Here is a 26426-nt window from a genome sequence, read left to right as displayed (position 1 = left end):
GACTACTTTTTCTCTTTTAATGTGACTTGATTTTTCCCAATAAACTCTTTTTCTTCAACATCTTCCAAAATTTTTGCAGCAATTTGTTGTGTCTCTTCGGCTATCTCATTACTCAAGTTAGCAACACTGGCATTTTTTTGTGTCTGTCTGTCTAGTGCTGTAACGGCATCATTGATTTGCTCAATTCCCGTTTTTTGCTCTTGACTTGACGATTCAACCCCTTTGATTAACTCTAAAGTTTCATGCACATTATTTTTTAATTCAGTATAACCTGTAATCATTTGAGTTGAGATGGTTTTCCCCTCATTGGCTTTAACCGTTGCTTTCTCAACCAACTCTTTAATCTCTTTTGCTGCATCAGCACTTCTTGAAGCCAGATTTCTTACTTCTCCTGCAACAACAGCAAACCCTTTTCCTGCCTCTCCTGCAGTAGCAGCTTCAACAGCAGCATTCAAAGATAAAATATTCGTTTGAAATGCAATTTGATCAATCACAGTGATGGCTTCACTGATTGCAGTAACTTCATTATTTATGCTGTCCATTGAGAGGGTTGTTTTATTGGCCAATGCTTCTCCATCTTGAGCAGATGCCGACAATTTATTTGCAAATGAAACCATTTTTAAAATATTTTGAGCACTGCTGGCAATATTTGAAGTAATCTCTTCTAAGGCAGCAGCTGTCTCTTCTAAAGAAGCAGCAGACTCATTTGAAGCGGTATTTAATGTTGCAACTGTATTTAAAAGTTCTTTTGAAGTACGCTCTAAATTAAGTCCATTTTGCATATTATTGACCAACATCTCATTAATGGTATCTGCTAATAAATTTAAAGCCTCGGCTACTCGACCTTTAGGATTGTCTATTCTGTGTGTAAAGTTTAAATTTTTAAACTCATTTAATGCCGTATCAATTGCGTTAAGATCGGTATTAATTTTACTTGAAATAGAATCCAACATGGAATTAAAAATATTCTTTAACTCTTCTAAGCCTTCATTTTCCGTTTTTTGTATCACCCTATTGCTTAAATAACCTGCATTAACATCCGTAACGACGGCTTTAACATTATTAATGACTTGTTCATCTTGATCAATGAGCAGTTTTGTTTTTTCTATATTACCGTTGACAATATTGGCCATTAAACCAATTTCATCTTTGTTTTCAACAATAATTTTATCAACACTTTTTGTCTCTTTATTTAAATATTTAAAGAAATTTAACAACCCTGTTTGAAATGAACTCAATGGTTGAGTAATTTGTTTATTAATAAAGAAGATAACAAAAAGAGCAATCACAACAGAGACAATCAAAGCAATCAGTACAATCCCCCAAACAATTGAAGTGATTTTCTCATCTGACTCTTTTTGCATTTTGGCAATATGGGCTTCAATTTCATCAGAATATGCCCCTGTTCCTATCATCCATTGCCATTTATCAAAGCCTGTTGCATAACCAATTTTTTCATACAATTTAGTATCGTTGGGTTTTTCATAATCATATTTAACAATAGCCCCACCTTTTTTTGCAGCTTCAATGAGCTCTTTGACAAAATAAACGCCTTTTTTACTTTTAATATCAATAAGATTTTTGCCGACTGTTTCTGGTTTACTTCCATGCATTAAGTTCACACCATTGTAATCATAAATATAAAAATACCCCGTTTTACCAAACTTCATAAGTTCAATCTCATCCAAGGCTTTTTGTTTCAATGAAGCAGTAACATTATCAACATAAGCTCCCGTTCCAATAATCCATTTATACGGTTTAAACAATTTAACGTATGCCACTTTTTCTCTTGGTGGTTTATTGGGTACAGTTTGCTCATAAGAAACCATACCTTCCCCTTGAGTTACGGCTAAATTAATAAAGTTTAAGATATGAGGTTTGGTGTATTTTTTCCCTTCAACAGCAGGATTAATTGGGTGTTTTAAAACAACGGCATCTTCGTTATAGACAAAAAAGTACCCTCCATTTTTTCCATATCGAGCAGAACCTATGGCATCAAGTAAAGCTTGTTTAAGTTGATCTTCTGGAATTTTACCTTTTAGTTTATTGTGAAGATTATCCAGCATATGAAATAAAAAGTTGGTTTGTCCTTCTAAATCAATTTTCATGTTCTCTTTAATGATTTGAACATCCGATTTTTTTTCATACTCTATAACAACATTTTTCGCAAAATTCACATACGAATCCAACTCTTTTTCTTGCATTTCATACGCATTTTTTTTGTATGCTTCAATGTTCTCTTGTGTCAAGCTGTTTAAAGAGTATATTGCTTTTATTGCAATTAACAAAGCCACTAAAATGATTGTAGCTATAATAATTAATAGCAATTTGCTTTTAATTGTTAACGATTTCATATGTCATCCTTATGTATATTAAAAAAATTATACCACATCTAAGTTAAATATTATTCTAAATTAAAAAGTCCGATTAAATCAAGTGACGTTAAAGTAATTTTTTATAAATTCAATAAATTAAAAGTGATAATCATTCTTATAATTAAGAAGTAATTAAGTTAATTGTATCTATAATTTCAATAATAATTATCAATATATTAAAGGAACACGATGTTTAAAAAAATAGCTCTAGGAACTTTACTTTTTGTAACTCATCTTTTGGCAACTTCCCAAGTAAATATATACTCTCACCGACACTATGACACAGATAAACAACTCTTTAAAATGTTTGAAGAACAAACTGGCATTAAAGTCAATGTGGTTAAAGCAGACGCAAGTGCTTTAATTAAACGAATAGAGAGTGAAGGTCAAAATTCACCTGCCGATGTTTTAATTACTGTTGATGCAGCAGGCCTTTTTCAAGCCAAAAGCAGAGGATTATTACAACCCATTGAATCACAATATTTAATAAAAAATATTCCCTCTAAACTCAGAGATAAAGACAATGAGTGGTTTGGTTTGACAAAAAGAGCCAGAGTTGTCATTTACGCTCTTGGTTCAAATGTGCCCAATGAACTTAAAACCTATGAAGATTTAGCCGATCCTAAATTTAAAGGTCAAATTATGATTCGGTCTTCAAATAATGTCTACAATCAATCTCTTCTAGCCGCAGTTATTGCACATCATGATGAAGCGTATGCCCTCAAATGGGCAAAAGGGGTGGTGGCAAATATGGCACATGACCCCAAAGGGAATGACACTTATCAAGCAAGAGCCATTGCCAATGGAATTGGTTCTATTGGAATTGTAAATACCTATTACATCGGTAAAATGGTCAATAATAAAGAAGCATCCCAAGCAGAAGCAGTTAAAAAAATCAAAATACTCTTTCCTGTGTTTGAAAAGGGAGGAACACACATCAATGTCAGTGGCGCTGGGGTTGCAAAGTATGCTCCCAATAGAGATAATGCCATAAAGTTTATTGAATTTTTAGCTTCAAAAAAAGCGCAAAAACTCTTTGCTGAAGCGAATTACGAATATCCCGTTATAAAAGGAGTAACGGCCAGTCCAGTTGTGACTTCATGGGGAACATTTACAGACGATGACATTTCAATGAATACTTTAGGTGAAAACAACAAAAGTGCCGTGCAAATTTTTGACAATGCCAATTGGAAATAAAGAAAAAAAACATTGAAGCATATCAATAAATTAACCTTAAGCAGTGTTGTCTTAACACTGCTTTTATCCACACCAGCACTGATAATATTGTCGCATCTTTTTTTACCCAATTCCGCCAATTGGGAACATTTAAAGCAGAGTTTATTGTTGGGATATATTCTCAATTCGCTTTATATTATGTTCGGTGTTGCTGTTTTAACTTCCATCATTGGATTTACTACTGCTTATTTAACCACCCTTTATAGCTTCAGTTTTTCAAAATTTTTTCACTATGGCTTGATTTTACCTTTTGCACTTCCCACGTATATCGTTGCTTACATCTACGGAGGTATGTTTGATATTACAGGGAGTGTAACAACAGCTATGTTAACTCTTTTTAATACCACCATAAGTGAAGTAAACTTTTTTGACATCATGTCCATTGAAGGGGCAATTATTGTGATGTCTTTGGTCTTATACCCTTATGTCTATTTGATTTCAAAAACCTATTTGAGAGCCCAATCGGCTTCGGTTATTGATGCTTCTAAAACTTTAGGGTTAACTCAATGGCAAATTTTTTACAAGGTCATTATCCCCATTTCAAGACCAGCGATTGTTGCAGGTGTTATTTTAGCCGTCATGGAAGCCGTTTCTGATTTTGGTGTTATGGATTATTATGGAGTGGCTACTTTTGTAACGGGAATTTTCCGAACTTGGCTGGGAATGGGCAGTGTAGAAGATGCTTCAAAGCTTGCAAGTATCTTAATGCTTTGTATATTTTTACTCATATTCTTAGAACGATTTCAACGCAAAAACATTCAATACAAAAGCAGTGGAAAAGATTTCAAACCCATTTCGAAAATCAAACTTCATGGCGTTAAAAATATCTTGGCTTTTTTTGCCTGTTTTGTTCCATTTTTTCTGGGATTTTTGCTGCCGTTTAGTCAAATGTCGTATTGGTTTATACTCTCATACAAAGAGGTATTGGATGAGAGTTTTTACACCATTTTAATCCAAACGTTTGCCATTGCAGCAGGAAGCGCGTTGCTTATAACATTATTGGCATTTCTTTTTGTATACAATGTAAGAAGCAGCAAAAACAGATTTTCAGACACCTTAACACAACTGGCTAAATTGGGTTACTCCATTCCAGGTGCAGTTATTGCTGTAGGAATTTTGAGTTTTTTTGCTTTACTGGATTCATTTATTTTCCATATTTTTAACATAAATATTTTAATCAGTGGCACACTTATTGCGCTTGTTTTTGGATATTGTGTACGGTTTTTAGCCATTGCCATTAACAATTATGAATCGGGGTTTTCAAAAATCCCAACCACCTATGATGATGCATGTAAAACCATGAATATTTCAGAAACAAAAACCCTTCAATCCATCATATTGCCTCTGATAAAAAATGCTTCAACGGCTGCTTTTATCATAGTCTTTATTGAAGTTATCAAAGAACTTCCTTTGAGCATGATTTTACGCCCATTTAATTATGACACGTTGGCTGTTTTAACGCATGAATTGGTCATGCAATCTCAAGTAATTGAATCAAGTGTTCCTGCGATGTTTATTGTAGGATTGGGCATTATTTCAGTTTTAATATTAGCAAAAAAAATGATTAAGGATTAAGATGAGAGGCATTCAAGTAAAAAACTTTGGTATATCATTTGGCAATATGGAGATTCTAAAAAATCTCTCTTTTGACGTGAAAGAAGGTGAAATCGTAACAATTTTGGGTCCCAGTGGAAGTGGGAAGAGTACCATTTTAAGAAGTATTGCCTCATTACAAACACATTATGAGGGTGAAATTTACCTCAATGAAACCTGTTTGTTAAACCATCATTCAAGCTGTCATAAAGAGATTGGATACATTTTTCAAGATTATGCGCTGTTCCCTCACTTAAATGTCAAAGAGAATATTGGTTTTGCCCTATATTCTCTTTCCAAAGTAGAAAAACAGCGTCGAGTAGATGAACTTTTAAAACAGTTTGACTTAGTAGAGCACCGAAACAAGCAGATTCATGAACTTTCAGGAGGACAGCAACAAAGAGTCTCAATAGCAAGAGTTATTGCCTATAATCCTAGAATTTTACTCTTAGATGAACCTTTTTCTAATCTGGACTCTATTTTGAGAAACAAAACAAAACTTTGGCTAAAAGATGTCATCAAAAACTTAGGTTTGAGTGCTATTTTAGTCACTCACGATCAAAAAGAGGCATTGAGTATTTCGGATAAAATTGGTGTAATCCAAAATAAAACTTTGGTGCAATTTAGTACACCACAAGAGCTTTATCATCATCCCATCAACTTATACGTCGCCAAGTTTCTTGGTGATATTAATATTTTGCCCAAAGAAGTTGTGGATCATTTTAATTTGAAAATTAAAACAGATCAAACCCCCATCATTCGAACCCATCATTGCAAAATTTCACAAAACATGACCCCTTTTAAAATGTGTGTTGATAAACTCTCTTATTGTGGGGATTATTTTGAAGTGACACTGACATTTCAAGAGATAATAAAAACACACATCACGCTTAATGTAGATACAACTTTTGAATTGCATGATAAAAAAAACATCTATTTAGAGATCGACCCAAAAGATATTTTGCTTGTAAACACAATATAAACATAGTTTTTTTTCATATTTTGTGTATAATTATTTTATGAAGACCTTTTGCCTCCTAATCATTATGCCATTGTTACTGCAAACTTTATTTGCGCAAGAGAACATAAGAAAAGTCTCTCTTCAGCTTTTGTGGCTGGATCAATTTCAATTTGCTGGATATTATATGGCCAAAGAGAAAGGGTATTTTAAAGCGCATGGGTTAGATGTTGAGATCAAAAAAATCAATGATGATGTTGATATCATTGAAGATGTTTTAAGCCAAAAAACCCATTACGCCATTGGTCGTTCTTCTTTAATTATAGACCGACTCAATGGAAAAGAAATCGTTCTGCTCTCTGCCATTTTTCAACACTCACCTTTGGTATTACTTACTTTAAAAAAATCAGGCATAAAAAGCCCAAAAGATTTGATGCATAAAAATATTATGATTACCACCGATGCCCGCACCACTGTCTCTATTCATGCCATGCTCTCAAGCACTGGAATCAATTTAAATGACTTAAATTTCCAACTGCACTCTTATAATATCAATGATTTAATCAATGGTAAAACAGATGCAATGGGGTGTTATTTGTCCAATGAACCTTATGTTTTGAATTTAAAAAATATCCCTTATAATGTTCTCAATCCAGCTGATTATGGCTTTGATTTTTACGGAGATACACTCTTTACTTCAACCAAAGAGTTAGAAGAACATCCCCACGATGTTTACAACTTTAATCAAGCTGTTTTAGAGGGTTGGACATACGCTTTCAATAACATAGGTGAAACGGTTAATATCATTTACAACAAATATAATCCTCAAAATAAAAGCGTGGATGCGCTGCTTTTTGAAGCATACACCCTTAAAAAGTTAGCCGAATTTGATCAAGGTAATTTGGGCAAAATTTCATTGGATAAAATCAAAGAGATAGGGAAAATTTATTCTGTCTTGGGTTTTACCAATAATCCCCATACCATTTTAAATGATTTTGTTTATACGACAGACTTGGTGCTTTTCAACAAAGAAGAAAAAGAGTTTTTATCAAAAAACAGCGTTGAATTTATTGTTAATGAGAGCAAACCTTTTTATATTTCTAACGGGGATAGAATCAATGGCATTGGAATGGATATTATACAGACCATTGCTCAAAAACTTCCCACAAAATCCTCCGTTGAAATCATTAAAAACCCTAAAGTTGTAAAAAAAGAGCTCAACAGAACGGCCTCTTTAAAACTGGTCATTTCTGAAGAGGATTTAAACGACTCTAACATGCTTTACACGCATCCAATGAAGCAATATAAATTTGCAATTGCAACAAGAAATAATGAAAACTTCATTGCTTCAACGTCAGAATTAAATGGAAAAACCGTCATAATTCCTAAACATTCTACCCTTTCAACCCTCATTAAAGATAAATATCCCAACATCAATTTTATAGAAGTCAAAGATATAACCACCGCACTTGATTTGGTCTCAAAAGGTCAAGCCTTTGCTGCGATTGATATTGTTCCCAATTTGATTTATACGATTAAAAACCATTCACTTTCTAATATTAAAATAACAGGCACCACCGAGTTTAAGTTTGCTTTACAATTTATGCTCAATAAAAAATATCAAGAACTCTTGCCTATTATCAATAAAATCACAGCTCAATTCAGTGAAAAAACCATCAGTGATATTGAAGAAGAATATTTTCATATTCAGTATGAAACCTCCATTGATTACACACTGCTGTATAAAGTGGGTCTTCCTCTGTGTGCTTTTATCTGTATTTTTGCATTTTATAATTACAGATTACGTGCCGAGATTAAAAAACGAAAAATCATAGAAACAAAACTCTACAGTGCCGCAACCATTGATTCACTCACACAAATTTATAACAGAAGAAAAATAGATGCTATTTTTAAAATGCAACTGTCATTAACGAAAAGATACAAGCGTCCTTTGTCTATCATCTTTTTTGACATTGATGATTTTAAAAAAATCAATGACACATTTGGACATCACCTTGCGGATACGATTTTAAAAGATTTGTCTGCTTTGGTCAAAAAAAACCTACGAGAAACTGACTCACTTGGTCGATGGGGAGGAGAAGAGTTTTTAGTTGTTATCCCCGAGATAAAACTTAAAGATGCCATTATTGTTGCAGAAAATTTAAAAAAAGCCATCAACACTTTTAGCTTTAAAATCAACTCCCATGTCACCTGCAGCTTTGGTGTAACTCAATATTATCCCGATGACGATGAAAACAGTATGTTAAAACGTGCAGATGATTTGATGTACAAAGTTAAAGAGAATGGGAAAAATAGCATTAAAGCAGAATAAGCTGCTTTAATGACAAATTCTAAAGGCTTTCTCAAACACCTCATCAACTTCAATAATACCTCTTTGAACCAATGAATCAATCACACTTTGCGTACAATCCACATCATCTGGCCATCGTCTCTTAAAATTATCGTGACTGTTTTTATTGGTAGCATCTAATACAATGGTGTGTCCATGGATAAAAATATCTCTGTTTGAATCGATATTATTCGTCACTCTCCAAACCAACATATACGCATTGTCAACGCTGTTTTTAGCAACATCTACCATTACCAAAATTTTAATGTGTTCAAAAAGCGGTTTTAACTCTTCGAAAAGATACTTTTGATTTCTTATTTTATTCACGGCAATAACAACAATAGGATTTTTGGTTTGCGTGAAATATTGTTTGAGTGCTTGAACCTCAGAACTGATATTTTGCATTCTGCTTAAAAGTTCTTCATCACTTAACAAAGTAATGCCCAACTCCTCAATTTCATTCCCTGTACAATCCAATCCAAGCTTCCCACCTACAGCAAATTTAGGGCTTGAATGATCTAAGGCATCCACAACCCCTTTGGAGATGAGCATATCTTCAAAATTGACTCGGTTTAAAATATGTTCAATGATGGCTTGATGATTGGTTAAATCCGGTGCAGTCTCATTGACAAAAATGGCATGCTTAACAAAACTCATCTGCCCTACTCCCCAAAACGCGTGCATCATTTGTGAGGCGTGCCCGGGGTAGAGAGTTTTGATTTTGGCTAAAATAAGATTATGAAAAACCCCATTTTCTGGCATATAATAATCGATTAAATCAGGAGCCGTGGTTTTAAGTAAGGGCAAGAAGATTCGTTCAGTCGCATGCCCCATATATTTATCTTCCAAAGGAGGTTTCCCTACAACCGTCGCTAAATAGACAGGCTCTTTTTTATGCGTAATAGCCGTAACTTCTAAAAACGGATACTCCTCTTCAAGGGTATAATAGCCCGTATGATCACCAAAAGGCCCTTCGATTCTTAATTTACTTGGGTCAACAAACCCTTCAATGATAAAATCATTGTCTTTAGGCACATAAATATCATTGGTAATACTTTTAACCAGTTGCGCATTTTTGTTTTTTACAAAACCATACAACATGAGTTCAAAAATTCCAATAGGAAGCGGTGCTTGACCACACCAAATATACATCGGATCACCTCCGATTCCAATACTCACTGGCATCTTTTTACCTGCTGCTTTATACTCGTGGAAAAAGTGATTGCTGTCTTTATGTATTTGCCAATGCATTCCTAAGGTATTGTCATCATAGACTTGCAGTCGATACATTCCTAGGTTTTTTAACTCACCATTTAGCGAAGTCGTATAGACTTGTCCCATAGTAATAAAGGGACCACCATCTTGCTCCCACGTTGTTAATATAGGTAAATCAGAGAGTTTGGCTTCACGTCCAAGTTTAATGACTTGTTGGCACTCCCCTTTCCCTTTGAGTTTTTTAGGAATGGTATTTTTTAAAGCAAAAAGTTTTCCAAATGTTGAGAACTTTTCACTTAAATTTGTAGGGGGTTTCATTTTAAGCAAACTTTGAATTTCATGACCAATTTTATCGCCATCTCCAATAAAGAGTTGCACGGCTTTTTCATTACAAAACACATTCATTAACACTGGCATATCAAACTTTTTATTCTTTTTTCTATCCACCACATTGGTGAACAAAATCGCTTTAGAGTCCTCTTTTTTAACTTCCACATACGCCACATGCGGAATTTCCAAATAAATATCAAGTTCTTCATCAATGATTTTAAGTAAATCATGCTCTTGTAAGAGTTTTATTGCATCTTTCATAATCTAATCCAATTTAATTTTTTCTATTCTATCTAATTTTTACAGTGATTTAACAATGCCGTATGTCACGTCAATCATCTTTTTAAGTTGTGCATCTGTAAACACATACGGAGGCATAAAGTAAATGATATTTCCAAGTGGTCGTATATAGACTCCCTCTTTAAGCGCCTTTTGAAATATTTCAAGCCCAACTCTTCTTGTTGTGTCAAATCCTTGCAGTTCAATGGCACACACCATTCCTCTTTGTCTGACCTCAGCAACACAGCTCAATGTTTTAAATTTTTGCGTTTGTTCTTTTATAAAAGTGATCTTTTTTTGATTATTTTCAAGGATATTGTCCTTTTCAAAAATATCTAAAACCGCATTTGCCACCGAACAGGCCAAGGTGTTTCCTGTGTAAGAGTGTGAATCTAAAAATGATTTTCCTTCGTTATAGTCACAATAAAACGCATTGTAAATATCATCGGTAAACAACACCACGGAAAGCGGCATATATCCACCCGTTATCCCTTTTGACAAACACAAAAAGTCAGGAGAAATTTCTGCTTGTTCAATGGCAAACAAAGTTCCCGTTCGCCCAAATCCCACGGCAATTTCATCGGCGATTAAAAAAACACCAAACTCATCACAAAGGGTTCTTAATTTTTTAATGTAACTGGCATCATACATTTTCATTGAACCAGCACACTGAATCAAAGGTTCAATCACCACTGAACACACTTCGTTTTTATGTTGTGTTAATACGCGTCGCATATCTTCAATGGCCTCATCTTCATCAACCAAACTGGGTGATTTTGCTTGAATGGTTTTGATTAAAATATCCGTATAAATGTCTTTATACAATCCCGTGTCACTGACAGCTAAAGCGCCTAAAGTTTCTCCATGATACGAATTTTCAAGAGAAACAAACAATGGTCGAGATTGCCCTTTGTTCTTAAAATATTGAAATGACATTTTAAGAGAGATTTCAATGGCACTGGAACCATTATCCGCAAAAAATATTTTCTGTAAAGGTTCAGGGGTTAAAGCAATCAATCGTTTGGCCAAATCCACAGCTGGTTTATGAGTAAACCCTGCAAAAATGACATGTTCTAACTCTTGAAGTTGTTCATTGATTTTCGTATTGATGTACGCATTGCTGTGTCCAAAAATATTGACCCACCAGCTGCTGATACAATCTAAATATTCATTGCCATCATAATCATATATATAAGAACCTTTCCCTTTCTTGATGGGTATAAGTGGAAGTTTTTCATGATCTTTCATTTGAGAACAGGGGTGGAATATGTGTTTTAAATCTTCTTGCATTAATTCTTGATTTGTCATTTTAGCCTCATAGTATCTTTATGTGTATATATTTATCCAACTCTTGCTTATTTTTGAATTAAGTTTGCCCATATTACTAAAGTAAAAGTTTCTTTTCTATATCATTATAAGTAGAAAAGAAAAGGCTTTAATTTATGGACAAATCATTTATTACAAGAAACATAAACTTACATACAGGCACAATCTCTGCCAAAAGAGAGGAAATTCTAAAATATTTTACTAAAACCTATACTCTTTTTGAAAAACTGTTCGATGACCTCTTTATTGATGACACTGTTTTTTACCAACAACCTGAACCGCTTCGACACCAACTTATTTTTTATTATGGACATACCGCAACATTTTTTATCAATAAAATGATTTTAGCTGGTGCCATTCAAGAGCGAATCAACCCCACTTACGAATCTATTTTTGCCATTGGCGTAGATGAAATGTCGTGGGATGACTTAAACAATGGCAACTATGCTTGGCCAAGTGTTCAAGAGACACGAGAGTATAGAAGAGAAGTCAAGCATGTTGTTATTGAGTACATAAAAAGTGTCGATTTTACATTGCCAATTTCATGGGAAAGTCCAATGTGGGTTATTCTCATGGGAATTGAACATGAAAAAATTCACATTGAAACCTCTTCTGTCTTGCACCGACAACTACAGATTCAATACATCAAACCCAATGCATTAAAAAACGAGTGCAAAGTTTTTGGTCCTCATCCTACCAATGAACTGCTTGATGTTCCAGCAACAACCGTTACTTTAGAAAAACAAAAAGAGAACCCCTATTATGGATGGGACAATGAATATGGCTTTTACCAAGAAGCAACCCCTCCTTTTAAAGCCTCAAAATATTTGGTCAGCAATGGAGAATTTTTAGAATTTGTTCAAGATAAGGGCTATGAGTGCGATGCCTATTGGAGCAGTGAAGGCATTGCATGGAAAAAGTATAAAAATGCTTCTTTCCCTACCTTTTGGATAAAAGAGAAAGAGAATTTTAAATACCGAACCATAAGCAATATCATTGAGTTACCACTGAATTGGCCTGTGGATGTCAACCATTTAGAAGCCTCGGCTTTTTGTCAATGGAAAAGTAAAAAAACAGGAAAAAACATTACATTACCCAGTGAAGCATTGTGGCATGCATTAAGAATTCACTCAAAAATTGCCGATGAGCCTCAATGGAAAAACAAAGCACCAGGGAATATTAATTTGGAACATTTCAGCTCATCGTGCCCTGTGAATCTCTTTGAATCCAATGGTTTTTTTGATGTCATAGGAAATGTTTGGCAGTGGACAACCACTGCCATTGACGGATTTGAAGGCTTTGAAGTACACCCGTTATACGATGATTTTTCAGTGCCTACCTTTGATACCCGACACAATATATTTAAAGGAGGCTCTTTTATCTCTTGTGGCAACGAAGCATTAAAAGATTCACGGTATGCTTTCAGAAGACATTTTCCACAGCATGCTGGATTTCGATATATAGAAGTGGATGAAGCTTACAATAAAGTCATCACAAAAAAAAGAAAAACACCCGCAGATAAAAAAGAGAAATTTTTTCAGCAAGCCGTAGAGTGTGTTAAACAACACAATGGGAATTTCAAAAAGAACTCTGCATTAAATTTAGGGTGTTATTACGGTACAGCTTCCTTTTTATTGGCAAATGAGTATAAAAATGTCGTAGGGATTGATTTCACAGCACGCAATATTTTAAATGCACAAAATAAAAAAGAGGAGACAAAAGTTAAAAACTGTCAATTCTGGCAAGGAGATGCGTGCAATTTAAAACCCCATTTTAAAGATTATGATTTGATACTGGTGACCAATGATTTTGACGAAATCTATAATGTGGACGCATTTTTAGAAGACTTACCCAAACGACTGAACAAAGAGGGGCTTTTTATTATTTCTACATTAAATATAAAAGATGAAGAAAAAATTGAAGAAACCTTAAATCATAGTTTAACTAGACTGTCAAAAAATGTTTGGAAAAAATAGTGTTTAACTTTGATGAAATAACCAATAGAAGCAATACCCAATGTATAAAATATGACGCGTTAGAAAAATATTTTGGAGACGACAATCTGCAACCGTTTTGGGTGGCAGATATGGACTTTAAAACCCCTGACTTTGTCAATGATGCGATTATCAAAAGAGCAATGCACCCCATTTATGGCTACGCAAAAGTCAGCCAAGAGCTCTTAGCTTCGGTACAATCGTGGATGAAAAAAAGACACAATTGGGAGATACAAACCCATACCATTACTTTTATGAATGGCGTTGTACCTGCTTACAGTGCAGCCATTGAAGCCTTCAGTGAAATAGGCGATGAAGTCATTGTTCAAACACCTGTCTATTTTCCTTTGTTTAACTGTGTCAAACACAACAAACGAAACATCGTATATAATCCACTCAAAGAATCCAATGGCTACTATACCATGGATTTAGAAGATTTAAAATCAAAAATCACCCCTAAAACAAAAATTCTGGCACTCTGCTCTCCTCATAATCCCGTAGGAAGGGTTTGGGATAAAAGTGAACTCAAAAAACTGGCTCAAATTTGTATTGAGCACGACATTAAAATCATCAGCGATGAAATTCATGCCGATTTGGTTTTTAAAACGTTTACTCCCATGGCAAGTATCTCTAAAAAAATTGCCAACATCACATTGACGCTCAGTTCTGCAGGTAAAACCTTTAATATTGCAGGTTTAAACTGTTCATATTCAATTTGTTCAAATAAACAGATGCAGAAACGATTTGAAGAGATTATTCATAAAAGAGAGATACACAGTGTCAATGTATTTGGATATGCAGCGACTCAAGCAGCGTATGAAAAGGGTGAAAAATGGGTTGATAATTTACTGGTTTATCTAAAGAAAAATGTACAAACTGTCAAAAAATCATTAGAAAATACAAAAATAACTTTTTTTGAACCCGAAGCAACGTACTTGCTTTGGCTCAATTTTAGCTGTTACAATTATACTCACAATACCATCAAAAAACTCTTATTAGAAGAGTCAAAAGTCGCTTTAAATGATGGACTCAGTTTCGGTAGAAATGGTGCTAAACACTTTAGACTCAACGTTGCAGCGCCCTCTTCGATACTTAAGCAAGGCTTAGAAAAAATAAATAGAGTCTTTTAATTAGACCTAAAAAAGTTAACAAGAAAGTATTACATTTCTTCTCATTTGAGAAAATAAAAAATATTTCGTGAATTAAAAATTTACTTGTTTTTTAAAATATAGTACAATCTACAAATAATTAAACATATGGGAATAAAATTATGTCAAATGAACTACTTTTATCTTCTGTTATTTTTGTTTTAGTCGGAGCTGTTTTGGTTTCGGTCTTTTTACTTTCAAAGTATTTGGGACCACAAAATAAAAATGATGTAGAAAAGAATACGGTGTACGAATCAGGGGTTTCAAACCCAATTGGTGGAACAAAACTCAGATTTGCAGTCAAATTTTATTTGGTTGCCATTTTATTTGTATTATTTGATGTAGAAATCATTTTTATGTTTCCTTGGGCAGTTAATGTCAAAGAGTTGGGTCTTTTTGGATTAACAGAAATGTTTATGTTTATGGCACTATTGTTTGGTGGATTAATTTATATTTATAAGAAAAAGGCTCTTTCATGGGATTAGGCGTAGAATCAATTTTAGGAGATTCAGTCGTTACAACAAAGTTAGATAAAGCCGTAAACTGGGCTCGATCTTACTCAATGTGGCCGATGGTATTTGGAACAGCTTGTTGTGGTATTGAGTTCATGTCCGTTGCAGCGGCGCGATATGATTTATCAAGATTTGGTGCAGAAGTTGTACGATTTTCTCCAAGACAAGCAGACTTGATGATTGTGGCAGGAACAATCTCATTTAAACAAGCTCCTGTATTAAAAAAGATTTATGATCAAATGTGCGAACCCAAATGGGTTATCTCAATGGGAGCCTGTGCTTGTTCGGGTGGCTTTTATGACAACTATACTACTGTACAAGGAATTGATGAAATTATTCCTGTTGATGAGTACATTTCAGGGTGTCCTCCAAGACCAGAAGCGGTATTGGATGCAATCATGAGAATTCAAGAAAAATCACAAAATGAATCAATCATTAAAGAGAGATTAAAAAACTTTAAGGGGTTCCTCGATGCTTAAACCAGATATGATCGTTAGCCCTAACAAATTAAAAGCAACCATTAAAAAATTAAAAGAGAAAGAGCACTTCTCTCTTCTTCTTGATATCACAGCCATTGATTATTTGCACTATGCACAAAAACAAGAGAGCAGATTTGCTTTAATCTATATTTTAAGAAATGAGAGCTTTGAAAAAACCATTACCATTAAAACATTTTTAGATGATGCAACTCTTAGCATACCAACCATTACAGACCTTTATTTCAGTGCCGATTGGGCTGAAAGAGAAACGTTTGATCAATACGGTATTATTTTTGAAGGTCATCCCAATTTAAAAAGAGTGTTAAATCACCATGAATTTGAAGGGCACCCATTACGAAAAGATTATGCCATTACCAAAAGACAAATTTGTAAAGTGACTGAACCGCTAATGGATGAGATGACACCACTGTTGGCTTCTAAAGGGTACGATGCACAAGAACAAGATGAGTTGATGTACATCAACATTGGACCATCTCACCCTGCTTCGCATGGAACCATCAGAAACTTTATGGCACTTGAAGGGGAAACCATAAAAGCGTGTGTCACAGAGATTGGTTACTTACACAGAGGTTTTGAAAAATCGTGTGAAAACCACACTTACTCTCAAATCATTCCATACACAGACCGATTAAACTATTGCAGTGCCATTTTAAACAACATTGGATACTGTAAAACAGTAGAAGAGATGTTGGGCATCGATATTACTGACAGGGCAAAATTTATCCGAGTCATTATTGGTGAGTTAAGCAGAATCATTGACCACATTGTTTGTAATGCAGCCAATATGGTTGACTTAGGGGGATTAACCAACTTCTGGTTTATCTTCTCAGCACGGGATAAAGCATACGATGTTTTATCAAAACTTACCGGAGCAAGACTTACTAACTCTTATACCCGAGTGGGTGGATTGGCTTACGATTTATATGACAACTTTGCCGAAGATATTGAAGAGGTATTGGTTGCCGTTGAAAAAGGTATCGTAGACGCATTAAGCCTGATTGAACACAACCGAATTTTCCACGACAGAACACAAGATGTGGGTGTTATTACTAAAGAATTTGCCATCAGTGCAGGAATTACGGGTGTAAATTTAAGAGCGGCTGGTGTGAACTATGATATTCGAAAAGTCAATCCTTATTATCACTATGAGTCATTTGATTTTGATGTAGTATTGGGAAGTCATGGTGATGTTTACGACAGAATCATGTGCAAATTTGAGGAGATGAGACAAAGTTCAAGAATCATCCGACAAGCCATTAAAAATCTTCCAGGTGGACCAATTAACGTGGATGCTCCTTCAATTATTTTGCCAACTAAACCCAACGTTTATGGCAACATTGAAGGCTTGATGAATCAATTCAAATTGACATTTGAAGGGATTCATGTGCCAGAAGGTGAGTATTACAGTGCCACAGAAGCTGGGAATGGGGAGTTAGGTTTTTATATTGTAAGTGATGGTTCTGGTACACCTTATAAAGTGAAATGTCGACCACCATCTTATTATGCTTTAGGGGCATATGCAAGAATTGTTGAAAATGGAATGCTCGCGGATGCGGTTATTACCATGGCATCAATGAACTTTATTGCTGGGGAGTTTGACAGATAATGAAAACATTTACTTTTACACAAGAGAACGAAGAGAAATATCAAGAGACATTAAAAAAATATCCAAACTCTGATTCTATGATGTTACCAGCACTTTGGTTGGTACAAGAACAAGAGGGATGGATAAGCCCAGAAGCCATGGTTTATGTGGCCAACAGACTTAAAAAAACACCCATTGCCGTTTATGAGTTTGCAACATTTTATACCATGTTCAATCTAAAACCGATTGGAACCTATCATATTGAGCTTTGTAAAACACTCTCTTGCATGGTTATGGGTTCTCAAGATTTGAAAAAATTCATTAAAGAGACCATTGGAATTGAACCTGGTCAAACGTCTGCCGATGGGAAATTCCACTTCAGTGAAGTTGAGTGTATGGGAGCTTGTGGTGGAGCACCAATGTTTGCTTTAAACGGTGAATATCACGAAAAACAAACCATTGAATCTTTGAAAAAAACTTTGCAGGAGTGTAAGTAATGGTAGTTAAAGTAGTAAGTAAAAACTTCGATATTCCAAACTCTCATACGCTTGAAGTCGCACGAGCCAATGGACGATACTCAACTATAGACAAACTCTTTTCTATGACACCCGATGAAGTCACGGATCAAGTCGTAAAAAGTGGTCTTAGAGGAAAAGGTGGAGGAGGAGCACATTGTGGTCCTAAATGGCAACTTATGCCAAAAGGTGATCCCCGACCTGCGTATTTAATTGTAAATGGGGATGAATCAGAACCCGGAACATTTAAAGACAGACAAATTTTTCAATACGATCCACACCTTTTAATTGAAGGTATTATCTGTTCATCGTATGCCATCAATGCTCACGATGCCTATATCTACATCAGAGGGGAATATAAATTCTTTATTGACAGACTCAATGCCGCCATTAAAGAAGCTTATGATGCAGGTATTATTGGTGAAAAAATCATGGGCAAACATGATTATAGAATGGACATTACCGTTCACAGAGGGGGTGGTGCTTATATTTGTGGTGAAAAATCAGCACTCATTGAGTCATTAGAAGGGAAAAGAGGACATCCAAGACTTAAACCACACGGAAAAGAGTGTGAGTGGTTCTTTGATAACCCTGCAACAGTCAACAATGTTGAAACGATTGCAACGGTACCTTTTATTGTAGAAAATGGGTATGAAGCCTACACTGCATATGGAACACCAAGCTCACCAGGAACAATGTTGTTCGCAATGAGTGGTCCAGTTAAAAACCCTGGGATTTACGAATTGGCATTTGGAAATAAAATGATTGATGTCATCAATACTCTTGGTGGCGGAATGCTTGAGGGTAAAAAACTCAAAGCGGTTATCCCAGGAGGTTCATCTTGTCCAATTTTAACGGCAGAAGAAGTTGAAAAAGCCGTTTTAGATTATGAATCAATGTGGGATATAGGTTCAACTTTAGGAACAGGAGGAATGATGATCATTCCAGAAGATGTTTCTATGGTTGATGTGGCGAAGAACTTAATCGAATTTTACCACCACGAATCGTGTGGGCAATGCACACCATGTAGAGAGGGGACTGGTTGGATTGACAAGATTTTGAAAAAAATCGTTGAAGGTAAAGGAGAGGAAGCAGATTTAAACACAATTCTCGATGTTTGTGAAACGATGAATGGTAAAACCATATGTGTATTTGCACCTGCGGTTAAAGATATCATTAAAAGTATCGTAGAAAAATTTAGAGATGAATTTGTAGCAGAGTTTAAAAAATAAAAAAAATAAAATTATAAACAGGAGAAACACATGGCAAAGAATACAATGACGTTGACGGATAACAGAAATGGAAAATCATACGAGTATGATATTTTAAGTGGTACCAGAGGACCTGATGTTGTAAATATTTCTACATTTTACAAAGATTCTGGTATGTTCACTTATGACCCAGGTTATACATCAACTGCAAGTTGTGAATCAAAAATTACATTTATTGACGGTGAAAATTCAGAACTGAGATACAGAGGTTATCCTATTCAAGAGCTTGCGGGTAAACACTCATATTTAGATGTTTGTCATCTACTCATGAGAGGTAAATTGCCTAACGCTGAAGAGTCTAAAAGTTTTGATTTAGAGATCAGACACAGATCGTTTATCAATGAAGGTTTAATAAGAATTTTTGATGCTTTTCCAGATGGTGCTCACCCTATGGCAACTTTAGGTGCTGCTGTTATGGCTTTATCAACATTTTACAAAGAACACTTAAACTTAGAAGATGAAAAAGAGTTCATGGAAATGAGAAGAAGAATTGTGGCTAAAATGCCAACAATTGCTGCAATGGCTTACAGAAACTCTATTGGTGTTCCAATGATTTATCCAGATGTAGACAGATACTTCACTGAAAACTTTTTATACATGATGAGAGCATACCCAGGTGGAAAAATGAAAAACTTAGGTAATGGATTAACTGATGAAATCAAACCCGTAGAAGTTGAAGCACTGGATGCCATTTTTACTCTTCATGCAGACCACGAACAAAATGCCTCTACAACAACGGTCAGAAATGTCGCTTCTACTGAAGCTCACCCTTATGTTGCGATTGCTTCTGGTATTGCTGCATTGTGGGGATCTGCTCATGGTGGTGCAAATGAAAAAGTTATGGATCAATTAAAACTCATTGGTGATGTTAAAAATGTCCCAACATATATTGCAAAAGCTAAAGATAAAAACGATCCATTTAGATTGATGGGATTTGGTCACAGAGTATATAAAAACAGAGATCCAAGAGCGGAAACACTCAAAGCATTACAAGATAAATTAAGAGTTGAGTTAAACCTTGATTCAAAATTATTGGACGTTGCTGCTGCAGTTGAAGAAGCAGCACTTAAAGATGATTACTTTAAACAAAGAGGGTTGTATCCAAACATTGACTTCTATTCAGGTGTTATTTTAACTGCATTGAGAATTCCAGTTGAAATGTTTACGCCAGTTTTTGTTATTGGTAGAACAGTCGGATGGATTACACAATGGTCAGAATTAAAACAAGACCCATCACATAGAATTGCACGACCAAGACAACTGTATACAGGTAAATAATAAATTTTAAACGGTCAAAAGGAGATAACAGAATATGAGTGAAATGGTTAAGATATCAGTAAATGATACAGAGTTAGAAGCAGAAAAAGGCAGTTTACTGATTGATGCTTTAATAAATGAGAATATTCATATTCCTCATTTTTGTTATCACCAAGCCCTTGGTAAAGATGGAAACTGTCGTATGTGTATGGTTGAAATCGAAGGACAAAAAAGACCACAAATTGCATGTGATACTCCTATAAAAGATGGCATGATTGTACGAACTAAGGGTGAAAAAATTGAAAAAGTCAGAAAAGAGATTTTAGAACTTCAATTGGTAAACCATCCTTTAGATTGTCCTACATGTGATCAAGCAGGGGAGTGTAAACTGCAAGATTACTATATGGACAGTGGTTTTTATGTCAATCGAGTTAATGTTCAAAAAAACCACGCACTCAAACGAGTCGATTTGGGTCGAAATGTGATGTTAGACCAAGAGAGATGCGTTTTATGTACAAGATGTGTGCGATTCTTTAAAAATGTTACCCAAACCAATGAACTTGGAGTTCATGCCAGAGCTGACCACTCTGTGATTGGAACATTTCCTGGTATGGAACTTCAAAGTGAATATGCCATGAACATTGTCGATTTATGTCCTGTTGGAGCATTAACAAGTAAAGATTTCAGATTCAAACAAAGAGTTTGGTTCATGGAGTCATTTGAAGCCATTTGTAATGGATGTTCAAAAGGGTGTAATGTTCACGTAGACCACAGAAAAGAGAAATATGAAGATGACACTGTTTTTAGATTCAGACCAAGAATCAACAAAAATGTCAATGGACATTTTATTTGTGATTATGGAAGATTGAGCTACAAAAATGAGGCTGAAAACCGATTGCTTACACCTTTAGCCAAAGGGAGTGAAGAGAGTATCAATAATCTCAAAGCCACCTTTATTAAAAGCATCAAAGATTCAAAAAATATTTTAGTACTGGTCTCTCCTACGTTATCGTGCGAAGAGTTAACATCTGCTCAACAATTAGCCGTAAAATCAAAAGCAATCATCTCAGGTTATGCACCACAATATTTTGATGAGGCTTTCAAAGATGATATGTTAAGAACCAACGATAAATCTGCTAACAGAGCAGCTTTTGTGGAAATTAATATTAATGAAGATGAAAATGCATTTAATGAATCATTAAAAAAAGCTTCATTAGTAATAATTTTAGAGAACAGTTATTTCGATGACAAAACCGATTTACTTAAAGGTAAAAAAGTCATCAACTGTACTTCGCACCAATCACCAGTAAACGAATTTGCCAATGCGGCCATACCAGTTGCATCGTTTTTAGAAAAGTCTGGTACATATATAAATTGTGATGGTATCAAACAAGAAGTCGTATCTAAAATCAACAAAGATAAACCCTCAGTTGATTTAAAAGCGTTTCTTGATGCTATTAACTCAATGCTTTAAAAAGGAACAAAATGGATTTTGTATCAGTTATAGTAATAATTGTTAACATTCTACTGGCTGTAAAACTTGCAGTTGGTACAACTCCTATCCTTGTATGGTGGGAGAGACGGGTTGCTGGTTTTATCCAAGATAGAACTGGACCAAACAGATGTCATATTGGTGGATTCAGATTGGGTGGATTGATTCAAAGTATTGCCGATATGATGAAACTTGTATTTAAAGAGGACTTTACCCCTTCACACATTAAATATAAATTTTTCTTTACTGCTGCACCAGCAGTCATGTTTTTTTGTTCATTCTTAACTGTTGCTGTAATTCCTTTTGCAGACAATTTATTGATTGATGGACAGTCACATGTCATGCAAGCCATTCCAATGCAACTTGGAATCATGTGGTTTTTAGCGTATGCGGGATTATCAACCTATGGAATCATTTTAGGAGGATACGCTTCAAACAGTAAATATGGTCTGTTAAGTTCAATCAGAGCGACAGCACAAGTTATCTCATATGAAGCAGCAATGGCATTGGCGGTTATCTCAATGATTATTTCGTATGCCTCAATTAACTTAAATGACATGGTTGTTGCACAAGGGCATCTGTTTTTTGGTTTCATTCCTTCTTGGGGTGTCATTATACAACCATTGGCAGCTTTAATTTTTATTGTGTGTGCTTTTGCTGAAACCAACCGAACACCTTTTGATATAGCAGAAGGTGAATCTGAAATTGTTGCAGGGTATCACACAGAGTATTCAGCCATGAGATTTGGTCTTTTTCAAGTGAGTGAATTTGCAGCCATGAGTGCTTCAAGTGCCATTATTGTAACGCTTTTCTTTGGAGGTTATCATATCCCTTGGATGGATACAGCAAGTTTAAAAGCCAACATGAACAATGTCCTTATGGTATTAATTCTGCTCGTTCCAGTAATGACACTTCTGTTTGTGGGTTGGATGCAAAAGAATAATGGTTGGGACGATGCAAATGACCCAAGAGCACATGAAACAAAAGTTTTAACAAAAATTTTCTTAGGCTTTGGTGGTTTCTTAACGTTAATTCTGCTCTATCTTTTCTTAGGCGGATTGAGTGAAAATGGTGTGAATATTGCAACAACGGTTATTCAAGTGAGTACTTTCATGGTGAAATTTTTCATGATGAGTTTGGTGTTTATATGGGTGAGATGGACTCTGTTGAGATTCAGATATGACCAACTGCAAATGTTGGGTTGGAAAGTATTGCTCCCATTATCACTATTAAATATTTTTATTACAGCTGTTGTTGTAGTATTGGCAGGAAATTAACATGGGTGTAAAAACAATTGAACGACACGGAAGTTCGTTAAAAGACAGACTTTATATACCTGCTATTGCAGGTGGTATGAAAACAACCTTTAAAAGATTTGTTAAAAATTTAAGTGATACTTCAAATTTAGAGACACTTCAATATCCTGAAGTTCAACCCAATGATATTACTTCAAGATACCGAGGTGTTCACCGATTGACAAAATGGGATGATGGCAGTGAAAAGTGCGTTGCTTGTTATATGTGTGCAACGGCTTGTCCTGCAAATTGTATCTTTATTGATGCCGAAGAGCGTTTTGATGGCGTGGCAGAAAAAAGACCAAAAGAGTTTAAAATTGATTTATTAGAGTGTGTTTATTGCGGATATTGCGTAGAAGCTTGTCCTTGTGACGCCATCCGAATGGATACTGGGATTTTCAGTTTTACTGCAGATAAAAGAGAAGATTTTGTCATCAATAAGGAAAGATTAATGTCGCATGAAGCGTTACAAGAGGAGCCAAAAAATGATTAATTTTTTATTTATCGTATTGTCATTCTTTGCAATTACAGGTGGACTTGCTATGCTTTTATATAAAAGCCCAATATACGCCGCACTGGGACTTTTAATCTCTGTCCTTTCCGTTGCAGGACTTTTTGCACTCTTAAGTGCATCCTTTTTATTTATTGTACAAATCATTGTTTATGCAGGTGCAATTATGACACTGGTACTGTTTATTTTGATGTTCTTAAACATTGGCGATGAACATTTACCCAAAGAGCCCAATCGAAACATGCTCATTGGTTTAGGAATTGCAGTCATGCTTCCTGTCAATGCACTGATTTTAGATACCATTTCTAAAATGCCTAATGCAGATATGTCGATTGTAGCAGAGGGATTTGGAGGTATTAAAGAGATTGGGTTAAAACTCTTTAGCGAATGGTTGATTCCATTTGAATTAATTTCAATTTTACTTTTAGTGGCACTCATTGGTGCAGTTGTTTTAGCTAAAAGAAAACCTAAGAAGGAGTTAAATTGACCAGTTTAATTGGATATGCAACTGTTTCAATGATACTGTTTACAATCGGTGTTGTTGGTGTCATTGCACGAAAAAATATATTTATTATCTATATGTCAATCGAATTAATGTTAAATGCAATTAACTTATTTCTAGTTACGTTTGCACGATACCATTTTAATATGGATGCACAAATCATTTCAATCATGGTGATCGCAATTGCAGCAGCAGAAGCTGCTATTTTCTTATCTGTAATTATTTTACTTTTCAGAGCAAAAGGGAAATTGGATACAGATCTGTTTACTGAACTTAAAGAGGAGGTTGACTAATGAATACTCCTTATTTGGTTTGGATTATTTTAGCACCACTGATTGGGGCAATATTAAACGCTGGTTTTTATGTTTACAGTATAAAAAGAAAACCTTTACCTGAGTTAATGTTTGCCCTAATTGGTACGATTACACCCTTTATTGCATTTTTACTGACTTTAAATCTTTTCTTAGATATTAAAGCAAGTGATGTAATATTTCATCAAAGTGTTTTTACCTGGTTAGATATCAATAATTTTACCATTGAGATGAAATTTTTAGGGGATAAACTGGCAATTTTTATGGCCATGTTTGTTACATTTGTTGGATGGCTGATTCATATTTATGCCGTAGGATATATGAAAAATGATGAAGGGTTTGGTAAATTCTTTGCCTACTTTAACCTCTTCTTAGCCTCAATGTTGATTTTGGTTTTGGCCGATAACCCAATTATTTTGTTTATTGGATGGGAAGGCGTAGGAGTTTGTTCATACTTATTGATCTCATTTTATTATACCGATGCACAAAATGTCATTGCAGGAAATAAAGCGTTTATTGTTAATCGAGTGGGAGATTTAGGATTTATTCTTGGTGTTATCACACTCTTTTTTGCATTGCATAAAACCGGTTTAGACTTTGCCTCTATGGAAGCCAACATTGGTTTAGCACCAAGTGGCGTTTTGGCATTAGCAGGTTTTTTACTTTTTGTTGGAGCCATGGGAAAATCAGCACAAGTTCCATTGTATGTTTGGCTTCCAGACGCCATGGCGGGACCTACTCCTATTTCAGCATTGATTCACGCAGCAACCATGGTTACTGCTGGGGTTTATATGGTGGCAAGATTTCACTTCTTGTACACAGGTGTTGAAAATGTTGGCGTATTTATCTCATACATTGGTGCCATTTCGGCTCTTTTTGCTGCAATCATTGCAACACGACAAACCGATATTAAAAAGATTTTGGCATACTCAACCATGTCTCAATTGGGGTATATGTTTATTGCCGTTGGATTGGGATTTTACAGCAGTGGATTATTTCATGTCTTTACACACGCCTTTTTTAAAGCAATGCTATTCATGGGTGCAGGTGCAGCAATTTTAGCTCTTCATCACGAACAAAACATTTTTAAAATGGCACAGCACAGAGTCTACCAACCCATTGTTAAAGCAACTTTTTTAATTGGAGTTATTGCCATTTCAGGGATTCCACCATTTTCAGGCTTTTTCAGTAAAGATGCGATTTTAGCAGCAGCCTTTCAAAAAGGGGATTATGTTCTATATGGGATGGGTATATTTACCGCATTTTTAACCGCTTTTTATATGTTCAGACTCTACTTTGTTGTATTTGTTGCGCCAAATGGACACGATGTTCACCACGCATCAACAGATAAAACCATTACCTTTCCATTGATTGTATTAGCCATTGGTGCAGTCTTTGCAGGATTTTTAAACTTCCCTGCCATTTTTGGAGGAGGCGAACAAGTCAATGTCTGGTTAGAACAGTTAAACTCACATGAATTGCACATGTCACACTCAACAGAGTATCTTTTAATGTTGACCAGTGTAGTTGTTGCAGCAATGGGAATTTTGGTTGCGTATAAGATGTATGGAAACTTTGATGTCTCTAAACCAGAAACAGAAGATGGCATCATCGGACACAAATTCTATGTGGATGAATTCTATGATTTAGTGTTTGTTAAATCACTCAAATCAGTGAGTCGATTCTTAGATGAAGTCATTGATGCAAAAGTCATTGATGGATTCCTTATGCTCGTGTGTAAAGAGTTTATTGACTTCGGTAAAAAACTTGCATTTTTACAAAATGCAAACGTCAGATTTTACGCATTATATATGCTAATAGGTATGAGTTGTGCATTCTTATATCTTTATACTACACTAATAGGACAATAG

21 protein-coding genes are annotated in these 26426 nt (G+C 35.1%); 18 read left to right on the top strand and 3 right to left on the bottom strand.

The window, feature by feature from the left end; all coding sequences use genetic code 11:
• Positions 1–2: 2 nt before the first annotated feature.
• The gene (locus ACNI3C_RS06665; RefSeq protein WP_419769042.1) at positions 3–2354 is read right to left on the bottom strand and encodes a methyl-accepting chemotaxis protein; all 2352 of its coding nucleotides are present in this window, start codon (positions 2352–2354) and stop codon (positions 3–5) included.
• Between the two features lie 210 nt (positions 2355–2564).
• On the opposite strand from ACNI3C_RS06665, the gene ACNI3C_RS06660 reads away from it, so the two are divergent.
• The 4 genes from ACNI3C_RS06660 (at position 2565) to ACNI3C_RS06645 (ending at position 8494) form a co-directional block, all read left to right on the top strand.
• On the top strand, positions 2565–3572 hold the full coding sequence (locus ACNI3C_RS06660; RefSeq protein ID WP_419769041.1) for a Fe(3+) ABC transporter substrate-binding protein: 1008 nt from the start codon (positions 2565–2567) through the stop codon (positions 3570–3572).
• Between the two features lie 12 nt (positions 3573–3584).
• On the top strand, positions 3585–5186 hold the full coding sequence (locus tag ACNI3C_RS06655; RefSeq protein WP_419769040.1) for an ABC transporter permease: 1602 nt from the start codon (positions 3585–3587) through the stop codon (positions 5184–5186).
• A 1-nt stretch (position 5187) separates the two neighbouring features.
• The gene (locus ACNI3C_RS06650; protein ID WP_419769039.1) at positions 5188–6186 is read left to right on the top strand and encodes an ABC transporter ATP-binding protein; all 999 of its coding nucleotides are present in this window, start codon (positions 5188–5190) and stop codon (positions 6184–6186) included.
• Between the two features lie 163 nt (positions 6187–6349).
• Positions 6350–8494, top strand: a complete 2145-nt coding sequence (locus ACNI3C_RS06645; RefSeq protein ID WP_419769038.1) for a transporter substrate-binding domain-containing diguanylate cyclase — start codon at positions 6350–6352, stop codon at positions 8492–8494.
• Positions 8495–8500: 6 nt separating this feature from the next.
• Here ACNI3C_RS06645 and ACNI3C_RS06640 read toward each other — a convergent pair whose 3' ends face one another.
• Both ACNI3C_RS06640 and ACNI3C_RS06635 read right to left on the bottom strand, forming a co-directional pair.
• Complete coding sequence (locus ACNI3C_RS06640; protein WP_419769037.1) at positions 8501–10318, bottom strand: menaquinone biosynthesis decarboxylase; 1818 nt, start codon at positions 10316–10318, stop codon at positions 8501–8503.
• Between the two features lie 39 nt (positions 10319–10357).
• Positions 10358–11644 carry an adenosylmethionine--8-amino-7-oxononanoate transaminase gene (locus tag ACNI3C_RS06635; RefSeq protein WP_419769036.1) on the bottom strand — a complete coding sequence of 429 codons (1287 nt, stop codon included), beginning with the start codon at positions 11642–11644 and terminating at the stop codon, positions 10358–10360.
• 134 nt (positions 11645–11778) lie between these two features.
• Here ACNI3C_RS06635 and ovoA point away from each other — a divergent pair, with 134 nt between their 5' ends.
• From ovoA to nuoL, 14 genes are all read left to right on the top strand, one after another.
• A complete protein-coding gene (gene ovoA / locus ACNI3C_RS06630; RefSeq protein ID WP_419769035.1) occupies positions 11779–13638 on the top strand; it encodes a 5-histidylcysteine sulfoxide synthase in 1860 nt (619 codons plus the stop codon).
• A complete protein-coding gene (locus ACNI3C_RS06625; protein WP_419769034.1) occupies positions 13638–14786 on the top strand; it encodes a MalY/PatB family protein in 1149 nt (382 codons plus the stop codon). Before ovoA ends, ACNI3C_RS06625 begins: the two co-directional genes overlap by 1 nt.
• Positions 14787–14926: 140 nt before the next feature.
• Positions 14927–15289, top strand: a complete 363-nt coding sequence (locus tag ACNI3C_RS06620; RefSeq protein ID WP_419769033.1) for an NADH-quinone oxidoreductase subunit A — start codon at positions 14927–14929, stop codon at positions 15287–15289.
• On the top strand, positions 15280–15795 hold the full coding sequence (locus ACNI3C_RS06615) for an NADH-quinone oxidoreductase subunit B (RefSeq protein ID WP_419769032.1): 516 nt from the start codon (positions 15280–15282) through the stop codon (positions 15793–15795). Before ACNI3C_RS06620 ends, ACNI3C_RS06615 begins: the two co-directional genes overlap by 10 nt.
• A complete protein-coding gene (locus ACNI3C_RS06610) occupies positions 15788–17422 on the top strand; it encodes an NADH-quinone oxidoreductase subunit D (RefSeq protein ID WP_419769031.1) in 1635 nt (544 codons plus the stop codon). The genes ACNI3C_RS06615 and ACNI3C_RS06610 overlap by 8 nt, the downstream gene beginning before the upstream one ends.
• Positions 17422–17898, top strand: coding sequence for an NADH-quinone oxidoreductase subunit NuoE family protein (locus tag ACNI3C_RS06605; RefSeq protein ID WP_419769030.1), 477 nt, complete (start codon positions 17422–17424; stop codon positions 17896–17898). Before ACNI3C_RS06610 ends, ACNI3C_RS06605 begins: the two co-directional genes overlap by 1 nt.
• A complete protein-coding gene (gene nuoF, locus ACNI3C_RS06600; protein ID WP_419769029.1) occupies positions 17898–19148 on the top strand; it encodes an NADH-quinone oxidoreductase subunit NuoF in 1251 nt (416 codons plus the stop codon). Before ACNI3C_RS06605 ends, nuoF begins: the two co-directional genes overlap by 1 nt.
• A 30-nt stretch (positions 19149–19178) precedes the next feature.
• Complete coding sequence (locus tag ACNI3C_RS06595; protein ID WP_419769028.1) at positions 19179–20465, top strand: citrate synthase; 1287 nt, start codon at positions 19179–19181, stop codon at positions 20463–20465.
• A 34-nt stretch (positions 20466–20499) separates the two neighbouring features.
• A complete protein-coding gene (locus tag ACNI3C_RS06590; protein ID WP_419769027.1) occupies positions 20500–21918 on the top strand; it encodes an NADH-quinone oxidoreductase subunit G in 1419 nt (472 codons plus the stop codon).
• A gap of 11 nt (positions 21919–21929) precedes the next feature.
• A complete protein-coding gene (locus ACNI3C_RS06585; protein ID WP_419769026.1) occupies positions 21930–23213 on the top strand; it encodes a complex I subunit 1/NuoH family protein in 1284 nt (427 codons plus the stop codon).
• A gap of 1 nt (position 23214) precedes the next feature.
• Positions 23215–23724 (top strand): NuoI/complex I 23 kDa subunit family protein, encoded by a 510-nt coding sequence (locus ACNI3C_RS06580; RefSeq protein ID WP_419769025.1) that lies wholly within the window; start codon positions 23215–23217, stop codon positions 23722–23724.
• A complete protein-coding gene (locus ACNI3C_RS06575) occupies positions 23717–24229 on the top strand; it encodes an NADH-quinone oxidoreductase subunit J family protein (RefSeq protein ID WP_419769024.1) in 513 nt (170 codons plus the stop codon). Before ACNI3C_RS06580 ends, ACNI3C_RS06575 begins: the two co-directional genes overlap by 8 nt.
• Entirely contained in the window at positions 24226–24537 is a 312-nt protein-coding gene (gene nuoK, locus ACNI3C_RS06570; RefSeq protein ID WP_419769023.1) for an NADH-quinone oxidoreductase subunit NuoK, read from the top strand. The genes ACNI3C_RS06575 and nuoK overlap by 4 nt, the downstream gene beginning before the upstream one ends.
• Positions 24537–26426 (top strand): NADH-quinone oxidoreductase subunit L, encoded by a 1890-nt coding sequence (nuoL, locus tag ACNI3C_RS06565; protein ID WP_419769022.1) that lies wholly within the window; start codon positions 24537–24539, stop codon positions 26424–26426. The genes nuoK and nuoL overlap by 1 nt, the downstream gene beginning before the upstream one ends.

Origin of the sequence: Marinarcus sediminis (SeqCode) (assembly GCF_048571275.1) — a bacterium.
Taxonomy (GTDB): Bacteria; Campylobacterota; Campylobacteria; order Campylobacterales; family Arcobacteraceae; genus Marinarcus; species Marinarcus sediminis.
The sequence above is the reverse complement of the archived record's forward strand: the minus strand, read 5'-3'. Positions and strand labels throughout refer to the sequence as shown.